Here is a 17766-nt window from a genome sequence, read left to right as displayed (position 1 = left end):
ATTAAATACCCGCGAAGACAATGAAATTTAGCGCATCTGAAAAATACAAACAGCAAGAAAAGCGAAAGACTATTTACGCCACGATATTTGTCTTTGCTTTAATAGCAGTGTTTATATTCATGCTAACGAACAGTGACGACTTATCAAACAAGGTCATCGCTGTAATCGGCATATTCTTTCTTGCTAAACATTTACCGCACGCGTATCGAGGCTTAAAAAATAAAGATACTTCATACCCCGATGTAGAAATCCTTGAATCCCAACAGAAACTCGAAATATCGCACAAAGGCTCTGTTGTGAGCATCCCGCTAGCGGATATCGAAAGTCTTCGAGTTCAGAGCATTAAAGGCAATGTCAAATCGCTGCTGCTGACCACACGCTCTTTCAGCAACCTACGCTTTGAAGGGTATGAAAATTTAGCGAAAATGGCTGAGATTCTTAAGAAATACACGCCGGTAGGCAAAATCAAAAACGCCACGTGGTATCACCGCTAAAAACTGCATCAAACCCTTCACCGCCTCAATGAGATGATTTAAAGCTCAGCCATTGAGCAAACGTATGGGGCTGCATGCCTGACCGATCAGCAGTGCAGGCTGCAGCCACCACCACTTCCCGCCGAAAACCCGGATAATGACCGCCATTCGTTTAGTCCGTATTCTGGTAATCCCGCATGGAAATCAAGGTCAAGTTTCTCGACAACCTCCGACTTGAAGCCAAGTTCGATGACTTCACGGTGGTGGCTGACCAGCCCATCCGCTACAAGGGCGATGGCTCGGCGCCGGGGCCGTTTGATTACTTCCTGGCCTCCTCGGCGCTGTGTGCCGCTTACTTTGTGAAGCTGTATTGCGATACACGCAACATCCCCACCGACAACATCCGCCTGTCGCAGAACAACATCGTTGACCCGGAAAACCGCTACCAGCAGATCTTCAAGATTCAGGTCGAGTTGCCGGCAGATATCTCCGAGAAGGATCGCCTGGGCATTCTGCGCTCCATCGACCGTTGCACGGTGAAGAAGGTGGTGCAGGCCGGGCCAGAGTTCGTGATCGAGGAAGTGGAAAACCTCGATGCCGATGCCCAGGCATTGTTGATCCCAGCGCTGACGGCCGGTGAAGGCACGCGCATCCTCGGCAAGGACCTGCCGCTGGAAGAAACCATCGCCAATATGTCGGGCATCATGGCCAAGCTCGGCATGAAGATTGAGATCGCCTCGTGGCGCAATATCGTGCCCAACGTGTGGTCGCTGCATATCCGCGATGCGCATTCGCCGATGTGTTTTACCAACGGCAAAGGCGCGACCAAGGAAGGCGCACTGGCGTCGGCGCTGGGCGAGTTTATCGAGCGGCTGAACTGTAACTTCTTCTACAACGATCAGTTCTGGGGCGAGGAGATCGCCAATGCGGCGTTCGTGCATTACCCGGACGAGCGCTGGTTCAAACCGGGGCCCAAGGATGCGTTGCCAGCGGAGATTCTCGACGATTACTGCCTGGCGATTTACAACCCGGACGACGAGCTGCGCGGCTCGCACCTGTACGACACCAACTCGGGCAATACGCTGCGCGGCATCTGCTCGCTGCCGTTTGTACGTCAGTCCGATGGCGAGGTGGTGTACTTCCCGTCCAACCTGATCGAGAACCTGTTCCTGAGCAACGGCATGAGCGCCGGCAACACCCTTGCTGAGGCGCAGGTGCAGTGCCTGTCGGAGATTTTCGAGCGTGCAGTTAAACGCGAAATCCTCGAAGGTGAGCTGTGCCTGCCCGACGTGCCAGCCGAGGTGTTGGCCAAGTATCCGGCCATCGTCGCCGGTATTCAGGGCCTCGAAGCTCAGGGCTTCCCGGTATTGGTGAAGGACGCTTCCCTGGGCGGCGAATTCCCGGTGATGTGTGTGACCCTGATGAACCCACGCACTGGCGGCGTATTCGCCTCGTTCGGCGCGCACCCAAGCTTTGAAGTGGCGCTGGAGCGCAGCCTGACTGAATTGCTGCAGGGCCGTAGCTTCGAGGGCCTGAATGATCTGCCGCCGCCGACCTTTGAAAGCCAGGCGCTGATGGAGCCGAATAACTTCGTCGAGCATTTCATCGACTCCAGCGGCGTGGTGTCGTGGCGCTTCTTCAGCGCTAAAGCCGATTACGAATTCGTCGAGTGGGACTTCTCCAGCGAAGGCGAACAGGCCAACGCCGAGGAAGCCGCGACCCTGTTCGGTATTCTCGAGGCCATGGGCAAAGAAGCCTATATGGCGGTGTACGAACACCTGGGCGCCACGGCCTGCCGCATCCTGGTGCCAGGCTATTCCGAGATTTACCCGGTTGAGGACCTGATCTGGGACAACACCAACAAAGCGCTGCTGTTCCGCGCGGACATCCTCAACCTGCACAGCCTGAATGATCGCGGCTTGAAATCCCTGCTGCGCAATCTGGAGAACACTGATGTCGACGATTACACCGACATCACCACGCTGATCGGGGTCGAGTTCGACGACAACACGGTGTGGGGCCAGCTGACCATTCTTGAGTTGAAGCTGCTGATCCACCTGGCACTGAAGAAGTACGACGACGCCAAGGAGCTGACAGAGACCTTCCTGCAGTACAACGACAACACCGTCGAGCGCGGCCTGTTCTATCAGGCGCTGAATGCCGCGCTGGAAGTGCAGCTGGACGATGAGCTGGAGATGAGCGACTTCGAACCGAACTTCCGCCGCATGTTTGGCAATGAGCGCATCGACGCGGTACTCGGCTCGCTGGATGGCAGCGTGCGCTTCTACGGCCTGACGCCGACCAATATGCAGCTGGAAGGGCTGGACCGTCACCTGCGCTTGATCGAAAGCTACAAGAAGCTGCATGCCGCGCGGGCCCAGGCAGTGCAGGGCTGACAGCTTGAATAACCTGCAAGGTGGCGCAGCTCGCGGAGCTGCCCGACGTGCTCAGACGGATTGAGGTGCAAGATGCTGCAATCAGCAGATGAGGTGTCACGGGTGATCGAGATGGCCTGGGAAGATCGCACCCCATTCGAGGCCATTGAGGTGCAGTTTGGCCTGCCCGAAGCGCAGGTGATCGCCTTGATGCGGCGCCACCTCAAACCGAGCAGCTTCAAGCTATGGCGTGAACGGGTCAGTGGTCGGCAGACCAAGCACCTGCAGCTGCGTGACCCGCAGGTGTCACGGGCGTATTGCCCAAGCCAATACAAGCCGCGTTAACGCCTAACCAGCCGCCTTAAGGGGCCGCGGCCAGCATGGCCTGGTTACGCCCAGCGTGCTTGGCCTTGTAGAGCAGGCGATCAACCTGTTCGAGGAAGGCCTGGGGCGCGTCGACCGGGCCCGGTGTCAGGGTGCCTACACCGAGGCTCAGGGTCAGCCATGCACTGACGCGCGAATGCGCGTGGTGAATCTGCTGCTCATGAATCAGCTGGCGGCAGCGCTCGGCAACCTGGGCAGCCGCCTGGGCATCGGTTTCCGGCAGCAGCAGAACAAACTCCTCACCGCCATAGCGGGCCATCAGGTCACGCGGGCGCACAGCGGCGGCGCTCAAGGCCCGAGCAACGCCTTTCAGGCAATCATCGCCCTGGATATGCCCGTAGTGATCGTTGTATTCCTTGAAGTAGTCGATATCCAGCAGGATCAGTGACAGCGGCTGACCGGTGCGCTGCGCGTTGCTCCACTCCACCTGTAAGCGGCTGTCGAACATGCGTCGGTTGGCCACGCCGGTGAGGCCGTCGAGGTATGACAGCTCTTCCAACTGTTGCTGCAATTGCTGCAGCTGCTGTTCGGTCTGCTTACGCTCGCTGATGTCGAACATAAAGCCAATCAGCGACTCGACCTCACCCGCGTCATTACGCAGCACATGCACCACATCGCGAATCCACACATAACCGCCATCTCGGGTCAGGGCGCGGTAGTCGGCCTCATGGTCGGTGCCCGCCTGGGACTGCGACACACAAAAGGCCACAACGCTGTCGCGGTCTTCAGGATGCATACGCTCTGCCCAGTCGTTGGCACTGACCCAACTGGCCTGCGGCCAACCGAGCAGGGTTTCGATCTGCGGGCCGATATAGGCGAAGGTCATGCTGGCCCAGTCGATCTTCCAGGGGATGGCCTTGGTCGACTCCAGCAGGGTCTTGTACACCGCGCTTTCGGTGCTGTTCGAGTCGGTCATGGCAGGCAATCCGGACGGCTGATGGCTGAGGTTTTAACCAAGATCAGCGGGCGGCGCAATACTGGCCGGACTGACTGGTCAGTGCTGCCGCAGAATGCACAAGGGCCGCTAATGCGGCCCTTGTGGGTTACTCCGAGGTGCGATCAGGCATGCACCTGGGATGGGTCACGACGGCTGTCGGGGCCGTTCATCAACGCGGCACCGGTGGTTTCATCCATCGCCTGCTGCAGGGCCTTCTTGCGCTTCTCTTCGGCACGGTGGGCGAAGAACCACACCAGGAAGGTGGCGAAGGACACCGCCAGCAGGATCAGGCTGGCCACGGCGTTGATTTCCGGCTTCACGCCCAGACGCACGGCAGAGAAGACTTCCATCGGCAGGGTGGTCGAACCCGGCCCGGAAACGAAGCTGGCGAGTACCAGATCGTCCAGCGACAGGGCGAAGGACATCATGCCGCCGGCCGCCAACGAAGGCGCAATCATCGGGATGGTGATCAGGAAGAACACCTTCCACGGTTTGGCGCCCAGGTCCATGGCCGCCTCTTCGATGGACAGGTCCAGCTCACGCAAGCGCGACGACACCACCACGGCCACATAGGCAGAACAGAAGGTGGTGTGGGCGATCCAGATGGTCAGCACGCCACGCTCGGCAGGCCAGCCGATCAGCTGGGCCATCGCCACGAACAGCAGCAACAGCGACAGACCGGTGATCACCTCAGGCATTACCAGCGGCGCGGTGACCAGGCCACCGAACAGCGTGCGACCCTTGAAGCGGGTGACGCGGGTCAGCACGAAGGCGGCCATGGTGCCCAGCGCTACGGCGGCAATCGCGGTGTAGCAGGCGATTTCCAACGAGCGCATGACCGAGTTCATCAGCTGGGTGTTGTCCAGCAGCCCCATGTACCACTTCAGCGACCAGCCGCCCCACACCGTTACCAGCCGCGAGGCGTTGAACGAGTAGATGACCAGAATCAGCATGGGCAGGTAGATAAAGGTCAGGCCGGCCCACAGCATGAAGTTGGAGAAACTGAAACGCTTCATGGTCGACCCTCCATCTCTTTCGCTTGGTTACGGTTAAACAGGATGATGGGCACGATCAGGATCGCCAGCATCACCACCGCCAAGGCAGAGGCTACAGGCCAGTCGCGGTTGTTGAAGAACTCTTGCCACAGCACCTTACCAATCATCAGGGTTTCAGGGCCGCCCAGCAGTTCCGGAATCACGAACTCACCCACCACCGGGATAAACACCAGCATGCAGCCGGCGATGATGCCGTTCTTGGCCAACGGCACGGTGATTTTCCAGAAGCTGTTATAGGTGCTCGAACCCAGATCCGCGGCCGCTTCCAACAAGCTCTGGTCGTGTTTCACCAGGTTGGCGAACAACGGCAGAATCATGAAGGGTAGGTACGAATAAACGATACCGATGTACACCGCCAGATTGGTGTTGAGGATCTGCAGTGGCTCGTTGATCAACCCCAACCACATCAGGAAACCATTGAGCAGGCCGTTGTTGCTGAGAATACCCATCCAGGCGTACACGCGGATCAGGATGGCCGTCCAGGTCGGCATCATGATCAGCAGCAACAGGACCATCTGCTTGTCCTTGTCGGCGCGGGCAATCGCATACGCCATCGGGAAGCCGATGACCAAACACAACAAGGTGCTGACCGCAGCCATTTTCAGGGAGCCTAGGTAAGCAGCCAGGTACAACGCATCTTCGCTGAGGAAGATGTAGTTACCCAGGTTGAGTACCAGGGTGAATTTGTTTTCCACCCAGGTGTACACGTCGGTGTACGGCGGGATGGCCACGTCGGCTTCGGCGAAGCTGATCTTCAGAACAATGAAGAACGGCAACATAAAGAACAGGAACAGCCAGAGGAACGGCACCCCGATAACCAGGTGCCGGCCCTTGGGCATACGGCGGCTGATGCTTCGGATAATGTTCATGAGCGCAATGCCACCCCGCTATCGTCCTCCCACCAGACGAACACTTCATCGTCCCAGGTAGGTCGGGCGCCACGCCGCTCGGCGTTGGCAACGAAGGATTGCACCACTTTGCCGCTTGGCAGCAGCACGTGGAATACCGAGTGGCCGCCGAGGTAGGCGATGTCATGCACGGTGCCGCGCGACCAGTTGTATTCGCAGGTCGGTTGCTCGGTGGTGACGATCAACTTCTCCGGACGAATCGCGTAGGTGATGCTCTTATCCTGCACCGAGGTGCTGACGCCGTGGCCAACGTAGATGTTGCGTTCCAGATCCGGGCTGGCGATCAGTGCATGGCCTTCCATGTCCTCGACCACCTGGCCTTCGAACAGGTTGACGTTGCCGATAAATTCGCAGACCAGGCGGCTGGTCGGGGTTTCGTAGATGTCCACCGGGCTGCCGATTTGGGCGATCCAGCCCAGGTGCATGATGGCAATGCGCTGGGCCATGGTCATGGCCTCTTCCTGGTCGTGGGTCACCATGACGCAGGTTACGCCGACGCGCTCGATGATCTCGACAAGCTCAAGCTGCATCTGCGAGCGCAGCTTCTTGTCCAAAGCACCCATAGGTTCGTCGAGCAGCAACAGTTTCGGGCGCTTGGCCAGCGAACGGGCCAGAGCCACACGCTGACGTTGACCACCAGACAATTGGTGCGGCTTGCGCTTGGCGTACTGGGTCATGTGCACCAGTTTGAGCATCTCGTCGACGCGGGCGTCGATTTCAGCCTTAGGCAGTTTGTCCTGCTTGAGACCGAAGGCGATGTTGTCAGCCACGCTCATGTGCGGGAACAGCGCGTAGGACTGGAACATCATGTTGATTGGCCGCTCGTAGGGCGGCAGGTCGGTGATGTCGACACCGTCCAGAATGATGCGCCCTTCTGTCGGTCGCTCGAAGCCGGCGAGCATGCGCAGCAGGGTCGATTTACCCGAGCCGGAGCCGCCGAGCAGGGCGAAGATTTCGCCTTTGTTGATGGTCAGCGAAACGTCATCAACGGCGATGGTTTCATCAAATTTCTTGGTTACGCGCTCGATCTTGACCAGCACCTCTTTCGGTTGCTGATCACCCTCGAGAACCTTTTTATAGGCACTGGAAGCAACTGCCATTACCAAAACTCCCGCAAATAATGGGTCGTGGACCCGAATAAAATCTGCCGCGCATCACGCAGCGGGCCGTACGGTCAGGCAAAGCCTGCCGTACGCTGTGTTTCAGCTTCCGCTTACTGGCCTGACTTGATCTTCGACCAGGCGCGCGTCATCGCACGCTGGATCTTCGGAGGCAGCTCAGCAGAGATATAGAGACGGTCCAACACGGCTTGCGCTGGATAGACCGACGGATCATTACGCACTTCCTGGTCCATCAGTTCGCCCGCCTTGAGGTTCGGGTTGGCGTAACCCACATAGTCACTGACCTTGGCGATCACCGCAGGGTCCAGCAAGTAGTTGATGAAGGCATGCGCTTCCTTGACGTTCTTCGCATCGGTCGGAATGGCCATCAGGTCGAACCACAGGTTGGCGCCTTCCTTGGGAATACTGTAGGCAATCTCGATGCCTTTACCGGCTTCTTCAGCGCGCGCCGCTGCTTGGAATACATCGCCGGAATAACCGAACGCTACACAGATGTCGCCGTTGGCCAGGTCGCCAATGTACTTCGAGGAATGGAAGTAGGTGACGTAAGGACGCACGGCCATCAGCTTGGCTTCGGCTTTCTGATAGTCCTCAGCATTGGTGCTGCGTGGGTCAAGGCCCAGGTAGTTAAGGACGGCCGGGAACATCTCGTCGGGCGAATCCATGAAGGCCACGCCGCAGGCGTTGAGCTTCTTCAGGTTCTCTGGCTCGAAGAGCATGGACCAGGAGTCGATCTCGTCGACGCCGAGTACTTCTTTGACCTTGGCCACGTTATAGCCAATGCCATTGGTGCCCCACAGGTACGGCACCGAATACAGGTTGCCAGGATCGTTGACCTCCAGCTGCTTGAGCAGCGCGGGATCAAGATTCTGCCAGTTCGGCAGCAGACTGCGGTCGAGCTTCTGGAACGCGCCCGCCTTGATCTGCTTGCCGAGGAAATGGTTGGACGGCACCACGATGTCGTAGCCGGAACGGCCCGCCAGCAGTTTGCCTTCCAGGGTTTCATTGGAGTCGAACACGTCATACATGGCTTTGATGCCAGTAGCCTTCTGGAAGTCGGCCAGGGTGGTTTCGCCGATGTAGTCAGACCAGTTGTAGACATTGACTACGGGTTCAGCGGCTTGCACGGCGCTGATGCTGACGGCGGCGGCCAGCAGGCCAGCCAGAAGTGGGGTACGACGCATAGAAGCTTCCTTATTGTTGTGGGTGAATGCGGCGGAGCAACCCGCCGCACACCGTTAGGGCTATGGCATTACTTACCCGATTTGATCTTGGTCCAGCTGCGGTTCATCGCGCGTTGCGCGTTAGCTGGCAGATCCGGGAAGGTGTAGATCTTGGCCATGGTGGCCGCGTCCGGGTAAATGCCCGGGTCGTTGCGCAGCACTTCGTCAACCAGCGGGGTGGCCGCCGCGTTGCCGTTCGGGAACTGCACGAAGTTGGTGATGTTGGCCATCACGTCTGGCTTCATCAGGTAGTTGAGGAACACGTGAGCGGCTTCGACGTTTTTCGCATCAGCCGGGATGGCCATCATGTCGAAGAAGCTACCAGCACCTTCTTTCGGGATGCTGTAGGAGATGTTCACGCCGTTCTTGGCTTCTTCAGCACGGGACTTGGACTGGTACAGGTCGCCCGAGTAGCCGATGGCCACACAGATGTTGCCGTTGGCCAGGTCACCGATGTACTTGGAGCTGTGGAAGTAGGAGGTCGAGGAACGGATCGAAAGGAACAGTTCTTCGGCTTTCTTCAGCTCGGCAGCATTGGTGCTATCGGATTTGAAGCCCAGGTAGTTGAGGGCAGCAGGGAGGATTTCGGTCGGTGAATCGAGGAAGGACACACCGCAGTCTTTCAGCTTGGCGATGTTTTCTGGTTTGAACACCAGGTCCCAGGAATTGACCGGTGCGTCTTCGCCCAGGGCCGCTTTAACCTTGTCGACGTTGTAACCGATGCCGATGGTGCCCCACATGTAAGGGATCGAGTACTGATTGCCCGGATCGCTTGGGTCGAGGGCCTTGAGCAGGCTCTTGTCGAGGTTTTCCCAGTTTGGCAGCTTGGACTTATCCAGCTTCTGGAACACACCGGCCTTGATCTGCTTGGCCAGGAATGGGTTGGACGGTACCACGATGTCGTAACCGGAGCTGCCGGCCAGCAGTTTGGCTTCCAGGGTTTCGTTGCTGTCAAAGACGTCGTAGACGACCTTGATACCGGTTTCCTTCTGGAAGTTGTCGAGGGTGTCTTCTGCGATGTAGTCGGACCAGTTGTAAACGTGCAGGACCTTGTCATCCGCGTGTGCGGCACTCACTACGGCCCCAGCAAGGGACAACGCGAGAAGGGTTTTGCCGAATGTGTTCATGCGTACAGCTCCTGTTGTTGTAGTCGTTTTCCGGAAGATGCGCAGCCATCTGCAGCACCTTCCGGTGAGCCTGAGCTACGCATTGGCGCAGTCTGGCAAGGTCACCACCCGTTGACAACTTTCAGACGTAAGCATCTGAAACCAAAGGTAATTGAACCTTAAACCAGCACCTCTGCGGCAGTCAGGTCGAGGCATTTACGGGCCTTTTCAACCAGTTCGTCGATTTCCGCGTGGCTGATTACCAGCGGCGGCGAGATGATCATGGTGTCGCCCACGGCGCGCATGATCAGCCCGTTATTAAAGCAGTGACCGCGGCAGATCATGCCAACGCCGACATCTCCGGCAAAACGTTGACGGCTGGCCTTGTCCTGCACCAACTCAATGGCGCCCAACATGCCAACGCCACGCACTTCACCCACCAGCGGGTGATCAGCCAGTTCACGCAAACGCTTTTGCAAATACGGTGCCGTTTCTGCCTTGACGCGCTCAACAATCTTTTCTTCGCGCAGAATGCGCAGGTTTTCCAGCGCCACAGCCGCCGCAACCGGGTGCCCGGAATAAGTGAAGCCGTGGTTGAAGTCACCGCCCTGGTTGAGTACCTCGACGATATCGTCGCGCACGATCAGCCCGCCCATGGGGATGTAGCCACTGGTCAGGCCTTTGGCGATGGTCATCATGTGCGGCGTATTACCGAAGTAATCGCTACCGAACCACTCGCCGGTACGGCCAAAACCGCAGATCACTTCATCGGCAACAAACAGAATGTCGTACTTGGCGAGGATCTCGCGGATACGCGGCCAGTAGCTGTCCGGCGGGATGATCACGCCGCCCGCGCCCTGGATCGGCTCGGCAATAAAGGCGGCGACATTCTCTTCGCCGACTTCGAGGATCTTCTGCTCCAGCCGGTCAGCGGCCCAGATGCCGAACGCTTCGGGGCTCATATCGCCGCCTTCACCGAACCAGTACGGCTGCGGGATGTGCACGATGCCCGGAATCGGCAGGTCGCCCTGCTCATGCATGTACTTCATGCCGCCCAGGCTAGCGCCAGCCACGGTGGAGCCGTGGTAACCGTTAACCCGGCTGATAATGACCTTCTTGTTTGGCTGCCCCTTGATCGCCCAGTAATGGCGCACCATCCGCAGCATGGTGTCGTTGCCTTCCGAACCTGAACCGGTAAAGAACACGTGGTTCATGCCGGCCGGAGCCAGCTCAGAAATCGCCTTGGCCAGCTCCAGCGCGGGCGGCGTGGCGGTCTGGAAGAACATGTTGTAGTAGGGCAGCTCTTGCATCTGTTTCGCAGCCGCGTCTGCCAGTTCCTTGCGACCATAACCAATCGCCACACACCAGAGCCCGGCCATGGCATCGAGGATTTTGTTGCCCTCGCTGTCCCACAGGTACACCCCGTCGGCCTTGGTGATGATGCGCGGCCCATTTTCCGCCAGCTGTTTGAAATCGCTGAACGGCGCGAGGTGGTGTTCGCGGCTCATGGCCTGCCACTCGCGGGTTTTCGGGTTGGTCACTTGACTGTTCATAACAACACCTTGATTACACAGGCTGCGTATTGCCGCAGCCTCAGAAAATTCTTGGTGGCGGCTTGCACAGGGATCACCCACGCCAGCCGCCTGAGGGTTACACCGACAGCAGCAGGAACTCACGTTCCCAGGAGCTGATGACCCGCTTGTAGTTTTCGTGCTCGGCGCGCTTCACCGCGACGTAGCCGCGCATGAATTTTTCACCCAGGAACTTCTCTGCATCCTTACAGGCTTCCATACGTTCCAGCGCGTGCTCGATGGTGATCGGCAGGCGCAGGTTACGGCGCTCATAAGCGCGGCCTTTGACCGGCGCGCTTGGCTTGAAGTCGCCGACCATGCCCATGTAGCCACACAGCAGCGAAGCCGCCAGCACCAGATAAGGGTTGGCGTCGGCACCGGCCAGACGGTTTTCCACGCGACGGTTCTGCGGCGTGGCTTCCGGTACGCGCAGGCCCACGGTACGGTTCTCTTCGCCCCACTCGACGTTCACCGGCGCCGAGGTATCCGGCAGGAAGCGGCGGAACGAGTTGACGTTAGGTGCGAACAGCGGCAGCAGCTCGGGGATGTATTTCTGCAGGCCACCGATGTGCAGCATGAACAGTTCGCTCATGCTGCCATCCGGGTTGGAGAACAGATTCTTGCCGGTTTTGATGTCAACCACGCTCTGGTGGATGTGCATCGCGCTGCCTGGCTGATCAGTGATCGGCTTGGCCATAAAGGTCGCGGCCACATCGTGCTTGAGCGCCGCTTCACGCATGGTGCGCTTAAACACGGTGATCTGGTCGGCCAGGTGCAGGGCCTCGCCATGACGGAAGTTGATTTCCATCTGCGCCGGGCCGTCTTCGTGAATCAGCGTGTCGAGGTCCAGGCCTTGGATTTCACACCAGTCGTAGACGTCTTCAAACAGCGGATCGAATTCGTTAGCGGCATCGATGGAAAACGACTGACGGCCCACTTCCGGACGCCCGGAACGGCCCATCGGCGCGACCAGAGGGAAGTCCGGGTCACTGTTGCGCTTGGTCAGGTAGAACTCCATTTCCGGCGCGACGATTGGCTTCCAGCCCTTGTCCGCGTAGAGCTTGAGCACATTCTTGAGAATGTTGCGCGGCGACAGCTCGATCGGGTTGCCCTGCTTATCAAAGGTGTCGTGAATCACCATCGCAGTCGGCTCAATGGCCCAGGGCACGAGGAATACGGCGTTCTCGTCCGGGCGGCAGAACATATCGATGTCCGCTTCGTCGAGCAGGTCGTAATAGATGTCGTCCTCGACGTAGTCGCCGGTTACGGTCTGCAGCAGCACACTCTCGGGGAGGCGCATGCCCTTCTCGTCGAGGAACTTGTTGGTCGGCGAAATCTTGCCACGGGCAATGCCGGTAAGATCGCTGATCAGGCATTCAACTTCGGTGATTTTGCGTTCTTTCAGCCAGCTCGAGAGCTGGTCTAATTTGGTGCTCATAGAGACCTCAGGGTTGGTTAGAGCCGACTTATATATAGTCGGCTCAGCGTTGCCCCGCCGTCTTCCTGCAAGCCTCACCAAAGGCCTGGAAGATGGCGAGATAATTCGGGTTGGATCGTACCTGCCATTCAGGGTGCCATTGCACCCCCAATGCGAAGCTTTTGGCACCTTCGACGGAGAAGGCTTCGATCAACCCGTCAGGCGCCAGTGCTTCTACGCGAAGGCCCGGCGCCAGACGCTGAACGCCCTGGCCATGAATGGAATTGACTTGAATCTCGTCCGACAAGCCGATGCCGGCGAGCAGCCCGCCCGGCTGCACATGCAGCGCGTGACGCAGGCCATATTGCTGTTCTGCGGGCAGGTCACTCGGCTCGCGGTGATCCATAAGCCCAGCAACCTCGTGTACACGCTGGTGCAGCGCGCCACCGAAGGCCACATTCATCTCCTGAAAGCCACGGCAAATGCCGAGCACCGGGATACCGGCGGCAATTGCTGCTTTAATCAAGGGAAGGGTTGTACTGTCACGCGCCGGGTCATGGGCTGTGCCGGGTTCGCTGGCGTCGCCAGCGTAGTGGTGCGGTTCGACGTTGGATGGCGAGCCGGTAAAAACCAGGCCATCGAGGTGCTGCAGCAGGTAAGCCTGATCCAGTTGCTCACCCAGTGCAGGAATGATCACTGGCATACCGCCAACCACCTGTACGATGGCCTGCAAGTATTTATCGCCTGCGGTGTGGTAGATGTTGTGCCCGATCTGCTTGGTGCAGGCACTAACGCCGATAATCGGCTGGCGCGACATGAGACACCCGTTTTATTGCTGTTATGGGTTTCGACCGAGCTTAGCCTTGTTCATTTTTTTTCACAATAGTCATGTAAAAAATTGAACACACCCGACTGAGCACCCCGGCAGGCAAGGCTTTGAGGAGGGCTGCACTGCCCTGTAATGCCCTAAAACTGGCCATAAAGCACCCTTTTGGGGCAAAATGCGCCTCTCTTGACAGCACCAGGTGTTTAAGATTGACTCACACCTGTGCAGTTGCATGATTGATATTTTTAACAAAAAAGGTGTTGCATCATGTCGGTACCCCCGCGTGCCGTTCAGCTTAACGAAGCGAACGCGTTCCTTAAGAAACATCCTGAGGTCCTGTTCGTCGACCTTCTGATCGCAGATATGAATGGTGTGGTGCGCGGCAAGCGTATCGAGCGTGCGAGCCTGCATAAGGTTTACGAGCGCGGCATTAATCTCCCGGCGTCCCTATTCGCCCTCGATATCAACGGCTCAACAGTGGAAAGCACTGGCCTGGGTCTGGATATCGGTGACGCTGACCGGGTCTGCTTTCCCATCCCCAACACCCTGAGCAATGAGCCTTGGCAGAAGCGCCCAACTGCGCAACTGTTGATGACCATGCACGAAATGGAAGGCGAGCCGTTCTTTGCCGACCCACGGGAAGTGTTGCGTCAGGTGGTGGCGAAGTTCGACGAACTGGGCCTTACGATTTGCGCAGCCTTTGAACTTGAGTTCTACCTGATCGACCAAGCCAACGTGAACGGCCGGCCGCAGCCACCGCTGTCTCCGCTGTCAGGCAAGCGTCCACAGTCGACCCAGGTGTACCTGATTGACGACCTCGACGAATACGCCGAGTGCCTGCAGGACATCCTTGAAGGCGCCAAAGAGCAGGGCATCCCTGCTGACGCCATCGTCAAGGAAAGCGCCCCGGCGCAGTTCGAAGTGAACCTGCACCACGTGGCAGACCCGATCAAGGCCTGCGACCACGCGCTGCTGCTCAAGCGCCTGGTGAAAAACATCGCTTACGACCATGAGATGGACACCACCTTCATGGCCAAACCGTACCCCAACCAGGCGGGTAACGGTCTGCATGTGCACATTTCGATTCTCGACAAGCAGGGCAACAATATCTTCGCCTGCGATGACCCCGAGCAGAATGACGCCTTGCGCCATGCCATCGGCGGCGTATTGGAAACCATGCCAGCGTCAATGGCCTTCCTCTGCCCGAACGTCAACTCCTACCGTCGTTTCGGCGCGCAGTACTACGTGCCGAACTCACCGTGCTGGGGCATTGACAACCGTACGGTGGCCTTGCGTGTGCCGAACGACACAGCCGACGCGGTGCGCATCGAACATCGCGTTGCCGGTGCCGATGCCAACCCGTACCTGCTGATGTCAGCCGTGCTGGCGGGCGTTCACCATGGCTTGACCAACAAGATCGAGCCAAACGCCCCCGTAGAAGGCAACTCCTACGAGCAGAACGAGCAGAGCCTGCCGAATAACCTGCGCGATGCTCTGCGCGAGCTGGACGACAGTGAAGTGCTGGCCCGCTACATCGACCCGAAATACATCGACATCTTCGTCGCCTGTAAGGAAAGCGAGTTGGCCGAGTTTGAAAACTCGATCTCCGACCTCGAATACAACTGGTACTTGCACACGGTTTGATGCAACACCCAACGCCGGCCATTGAGCCGGCGTTTTTTATGGCCCTGGCCATTTTATTCCGCGCGTTGCGCAGCCCTGCCGCTTATTCACGCCCCGGCGTGATGACGGGCAGGTTGCGCCGCGCGTTTCAGCTGACGCGACATCACCCTACTCAGGAGACCTCCATGCCTCGCCTGTTTGCCGCATTGCTACTTGCCCTGACGCCTATGCTGGCCAGCGCCGAAGAGGTGATTCGCGTCTACAACTGGAACGACTACATCGCACCGCAGGTGCTGAAAGACTTCGAGGCCGAAACCGGCATCCGCGTCGACTACCACACCTACAGCACCGCTGAAGAGTTGGCGGCGGTGCTGGCAACCGGTGAAGCCATTGATGTTGCCGTGCCGTCGCACGACGCCCTGCCAGCGATGATCAAGAACGGCACCCTGCAACCGCTGGATTTCAGCCTGCTGCCCAACCGCAAACACCTCGACAAGCAGCTACTCAGCACCCTGGTCGCCCTCGACCCCGCCAATCGCCATGCAGTGCCCTACCTATGGGGCGCGGTCGGGCTGGCGATCAACACGCCGCAGGCCGAAGCAGCCTTTGGCGGCCCACTGCCCAATAGCTGGAGCCTGCTATTTGATGCGGAGCAAAGTGCGCGCCTCGCCAGTTGCGGCATCAGTGTGCTGGACGCTCCTGACGAGACCCTGACCCTGCTACTCAACTATCAGGGCCGCAGCCTGGCGCGCAGCGCGCCGAGCCGTATCGAACGTTCCAGCCGTGTCTTGGATGGTTTGCGGCCGAACCTGCGCTACGTCGACAGCGAGCGCTATATCGAGGATCTCAACCAGGGCAAGTTATGTGTGGCCATGGCCTGGGTCGGTGATGCCCTGGCCGCCGCGGATGCCGGGCAGCCCGTGCGCTTTTTAGTGCCGGATGAAGGCTCGATCCTGTTTATCGACAACCTGGTGATTCCCAGCAGCGCCACGCGCGTCGACCTGGCGCATCGCTTTATCGATTACCTGATGCAGCCCAAGGTGGCGGCACTGATCACCGCCGAAACCCTGTACCCCAGTGGCAATGCTGATTCGCGCGAGTTTCTTGACGAAGCCCTGCGCAACCAGCCCGACCTCTACCCGGACCGCGACACCAAACGCCGCTTGCATCCGCTGGAAACCCTGCCAGAAAAGCACAGCGCAACGCGCGACGCCATGTGGACGCGCTTTCGGGATGGCAGTTGAGTGATGCGAAAAGAGCCCGGGGATGATCCGGGCTCCTGAAAAAGCCGACAGCAACGCGGCCGTTACTTGACCAGCTGACGCCAGGCTTTCAGCGAACCAATGGTCAGCAGCTGCGCCTTGCGCGCCTCTAGCACGTCCGGATCGATGGACTGATTGGCCAGCTCCACCAACTTGTTGAGCTCGCCATACAGGCGATCGACCTCTGGCACCTCCAGCACACCACGCGCCAGGTGCAACCAAACCAGCAGGCGCTCGATACGTGGCAGCTGCTCGGCAAGGTCTTCCGGCTGCTGCACATAACGCCGCAGCTGCAAGGCCTCGCCTTCATCCGCAACCAGAGTCGGCAGCCAGTTGCCCAAGGGCGCTGCGCCCTGACGATTGCCCCGGTTGTTACGCTCCACCGTCCAGCTGCGCGCCAACAACCAGCGCGATAGGTTCAGCGAAAACAGCCCCCAGCGATTACCCTGCAACTCGGCAGCGAACAACGCCGGTGCATTCTTGCGCAGACTGTCATTGTCCTGCCCGGCCAGAACACGTGGGCGCCACTCCAACAACAGGGCATCCAATAGCTCGCGCAGCGCATGACTGCTGGCGCGCGGCGCCGCCTGGCCCAGACTGCCGAGCAATGCACGCAGACCGATCAGTTGCTCCAGCCAATCCGCCAGCAAACGCCAGTGGCCATTGAAGCGGTACTGTTCGGCCAGGCGTTGGCTGCTGCCCAGGAGGTGCCAGGCCAGTGCCGCAACGCTGTCATCCAGACTGGTTTGCGCAGTCAGGCACGGCGCCGGCAGATTCAGGCTATAGCTGCCGGCATCGAACAGGCGATAACCGCGCTCGGCCTTGCTGATATCGCAGGGCATCAGCGCCAAGTCGGCCGCCAACTCAGCGGCCAGCTCCAGCAATGCCTCAGGCTCACCTTGGCGCAGCTCAAGCTCCAGCTCGCAGATTTCCTCTTCGCCTTCGCCGGCAATCACCTTGCCTAGGTCCAGTGCGGCTTCGATCACCACCTTGGCTTTGCCGCGACCCCAGGCGATTTCCGCCTTCTCACGGATAAAGTCCGTGGTGAAGATCGGCATCAGCTGTTTCTTGTCCAGGTCGGCCAAGGCCGCCGGCCAGCAGCTGTCATCAAGTTTTTTCAGGTCCAGCTTGGCCTTGGCCAGGTTCCAGTCCCACTCATTGCGCTCGGACAAACCGGCCACGCTCTGCCCGCGGGTTTTCAGGGTCTGGATAAACTGCTCGCCGTCACGGCGCACGCGCAGGGCGACCTTGGCCGCCGCGAGGTCACGCTCGGGGGTATCGAAGTACTGATTGAACAGTTCGCGCTGCTCCCAACCACTCTTGTTGCGCTTCTTCAGCAACGGGTGATCACGCAGGGCGGCCAGGGTTTCACGGCTAACCCGCAGTTTGATTTCGGTTTCTTTGTTCATGATGGTGGGAATCAACGCCTACTATGAAATTGTGACAGTCCGATTACATGCGCTGGCGAGCCTGCGGACTGATCCG

15 protein-coding genes are annotated in these 17766 nt (G+C 58.8%); 5 read left to right on the top strand and 10 right to left on the bottom strand.

The window, feature by feature from the left end; genetic code table 11:
- Positions 1-20: 20 nt before the first annotated feature.
- From BLO50_RS15580 to BLO50_RS15570, 3 genes are all read left to right on the top strand, one after another.
- The gene (locus BLO50_RS15580; RefSeq protein ID WP_090254546.1) at positions 21-494 is read left to right on the top strand and encodes a hypothetical protein; all 474 of its coding nucleotides are present in this window, start codon (positions 21-23) and stop codon (positions 492-494) included.
- A gap of 176 nt (positions 495-670) precedes the next feature.
- Positions 671-2869 carry an OsmC domain/YcaO domain-containing protein gene (locus BLO50_RS15575; RefSeq protein WP_090254544.1) on the top strand — a complete coding sequence of 733 codons (2199 nt, stop codon included), beginning with the start codon at positions 671-673 and terminating at the stop codon, positions 2867-2869.
- A gap of 72 nt (positions 2870-2941) precedes the next feature.
- Positions 2942-3193 carry a TIGR03643 family protein gene (locus BLO50_RS15570; protein ID WP_090254542.1) on the top strand — a complete coding sequence of 84 codons (252 nt, stop codon included), beginning with the start codon at positions 2942-2944 and terminating at the stop codon, positions 3191-3193.
- Positions 3194-3209: 16 nt separating this feature from the next.
- Here the strand turns inward: BLO50_RS15570 and BLO50_RS15565 are convergent, their stop codons facing one another.
- The 9 genes from BLO50_RS15565 to BLO50_RS15525 all read right to left on the bottom strand — a co-directional run bounded on the left by BLO50_RS15565 (position 3210) and on the right by BLO50_RS15525 (position 13387).
- Positions 3210-4148, bottom strand: a complete 939-nt coding sequence (locus tag BLO50_RS15565) for a sensor domain-containing diguanylate cyclase (protein WP_090254541.1) — start codon at positions 4146-4148, stop codon at positions 3210-3212.
- Positions 4149-4291: 143 nt separating this feature from the next.
- Positions 4292-5185 carry an ABC transporter permease subunit gene (locus BLO50_RS15560; protein ID WP_090254539.1) on the bottom strand — a complete coding sequence of 298 codons (894 nt, stop codon included), beginning with the start codon at positions 5183-5185 and terminating at the stop codon, positions 4292-4294.
- On the bottom strand, positions 5182-6063 hold the full coding sequence (locus BLO50_RS15555) for an ABC transporter permease subunit (protein WP_167147075.1): 882 nt from the start codon (positions 6061-6063) through the stop codon (positions 5182-5184). Before BLO50_RS15555 ends, BLO50_RS15560 begins: the two co-directional genes overlap by 4 nt.
- Positions 6064-6089: 26 nt before the next feature.
- On the bottom strand, positions 6090-7232 hold the full coding sequence (gene potA / locus BLO50_RS15550) for a polyamine ABC transporter ATP-binding protein (protein WP_090254534.1): 1143 nt from the start codon (positions 7230-7232) through the stop codon (positions 6090-6092).
- Positions 7233-7345: 113 nt separating this feature from the next.
- Positions 7346-8437 carry a polyamine ABC transporter substrate-binding protein gene (locus BLO50_RS15545; RefSeq protein WP_090254532.1) on the bottom strand — a complete coding sequence of 364 codons (1092 nt, stop codon included), beginning with the start codon at positions 8435-8437 and terminating at the stop codon, positions 7346-7348.
- Positions 8438-8505: 68 nt separating this feature from the next.
- Complete coding sequence (locus BLO50_RS15540) at positions 8506-9603, bottom strand: extracellular solute-binding protein (protein ID WP_090254529.1); 1098 nt, start codon at positions 9601-9603, stop codon at positions 8506-8508.
- A gap of 158 nt (positions 9604-9761) precedes the next feature.
- Positions 9762-11135 carry an aspartate aminotransferase family protein gene (locus BLO50_RS15535; RefSeq protein ID WP_090254527.1) on the bottom strand — a complete coding sequence of 458 codons (1374 nt, stop codon included), beginning with the start codon at positions 11133-11135 and terminating at the stop codon, positions 9762-9764.
- Between the two features lie 97 nt (positions 11136-11232).
- Positions 11233-12591 carry a glutamine synthetase family protein gene (locus tag BLO50_RS15530; RefSeq protein ID WP_090254525.1) on the bottom strand — a complete coding sequence of 453 codons (1359 nt, stop codon included), beginning with the start codon at positions 12589-12591 and terminating at the stop codon, positions 11233-11235.
- 43 nt (positions 12592-12634) lie between these two features.
- The gene (locus tag BLO50_RS15525) at positions 12635-13387 is read right to left on the bottom strand and encodes a gamma-glutamyl-gamma-aminobutyrate hydrolase family protein (protein WP_090254522.1); all 753 of its coding nucleotides are present in this window, start codon (positions 13385-13387) and stop codon (positions 12635-12637) included.
- A gap of 276 nt (positions 13388-13663) precedes the next feature.
- Between BLO50_RS15525 and BLO50_RS15520 the strand changes: the two genes are divergently transcribed.
- Both BLO50_RS15520 and BLO50_RS15515 read left to right on the top strand, forming a co-directional pair.
- A complete protein-coding gene (locus BLO50_RS15520; RefSeq protein ID WP_090254520.1) occupies positions 13664-15040 on the top strand; it encodes a glutamine synthetase family protein in 1377 nt (458 codons plus the stop codon).
- Between the two features lie 164 nt (positions 15041-15204).
- Positions 15205-16263: an extracellular solute-binding protein gene (locus BLO50_RS15515; RefSeq protein WP_090254518.1), complete on the top strand. Its 1059-nt coding sequence runs from the start codon at positions 15205-15207 to the stop codon at positions 16261-16263.
- A gap of 62 nt (positions 16264-16325) precedes the next feature.
- Here BLO50_RS15515 and BLO50_RS15510 read toward each other — a convergent pair whose 3' ends face one another.
- Positions 16326-17690 carry a CYTH domain-containing protein gene (locus BLO50_RS15510; RefSeq protein ID WP_090254516.1) on the bottom strand — a complete coding sequence of 455 codons (1365 nt, stop codon included), beginning with the start codon at positions 17688-17690 and terminating at the stop codon, positions 16326-16328.
- Between the last annotated feature and the right edge of the window lie 76 nt (positions 17691-17766).

This window comes from Pseudomonas peli (genome assembly GCF_900099645.1).
Taxonomy (GTDB): Bacteria; Pseudomonadota; Gammaproteobacteria; order Pseudomonadales; family Pseudomonadaceae; genus Aquipseudomonas; species Aquipseudomonas peli.
This window is presented reverse-complemented; position numbering and strand designations above follow the sequence as displayed.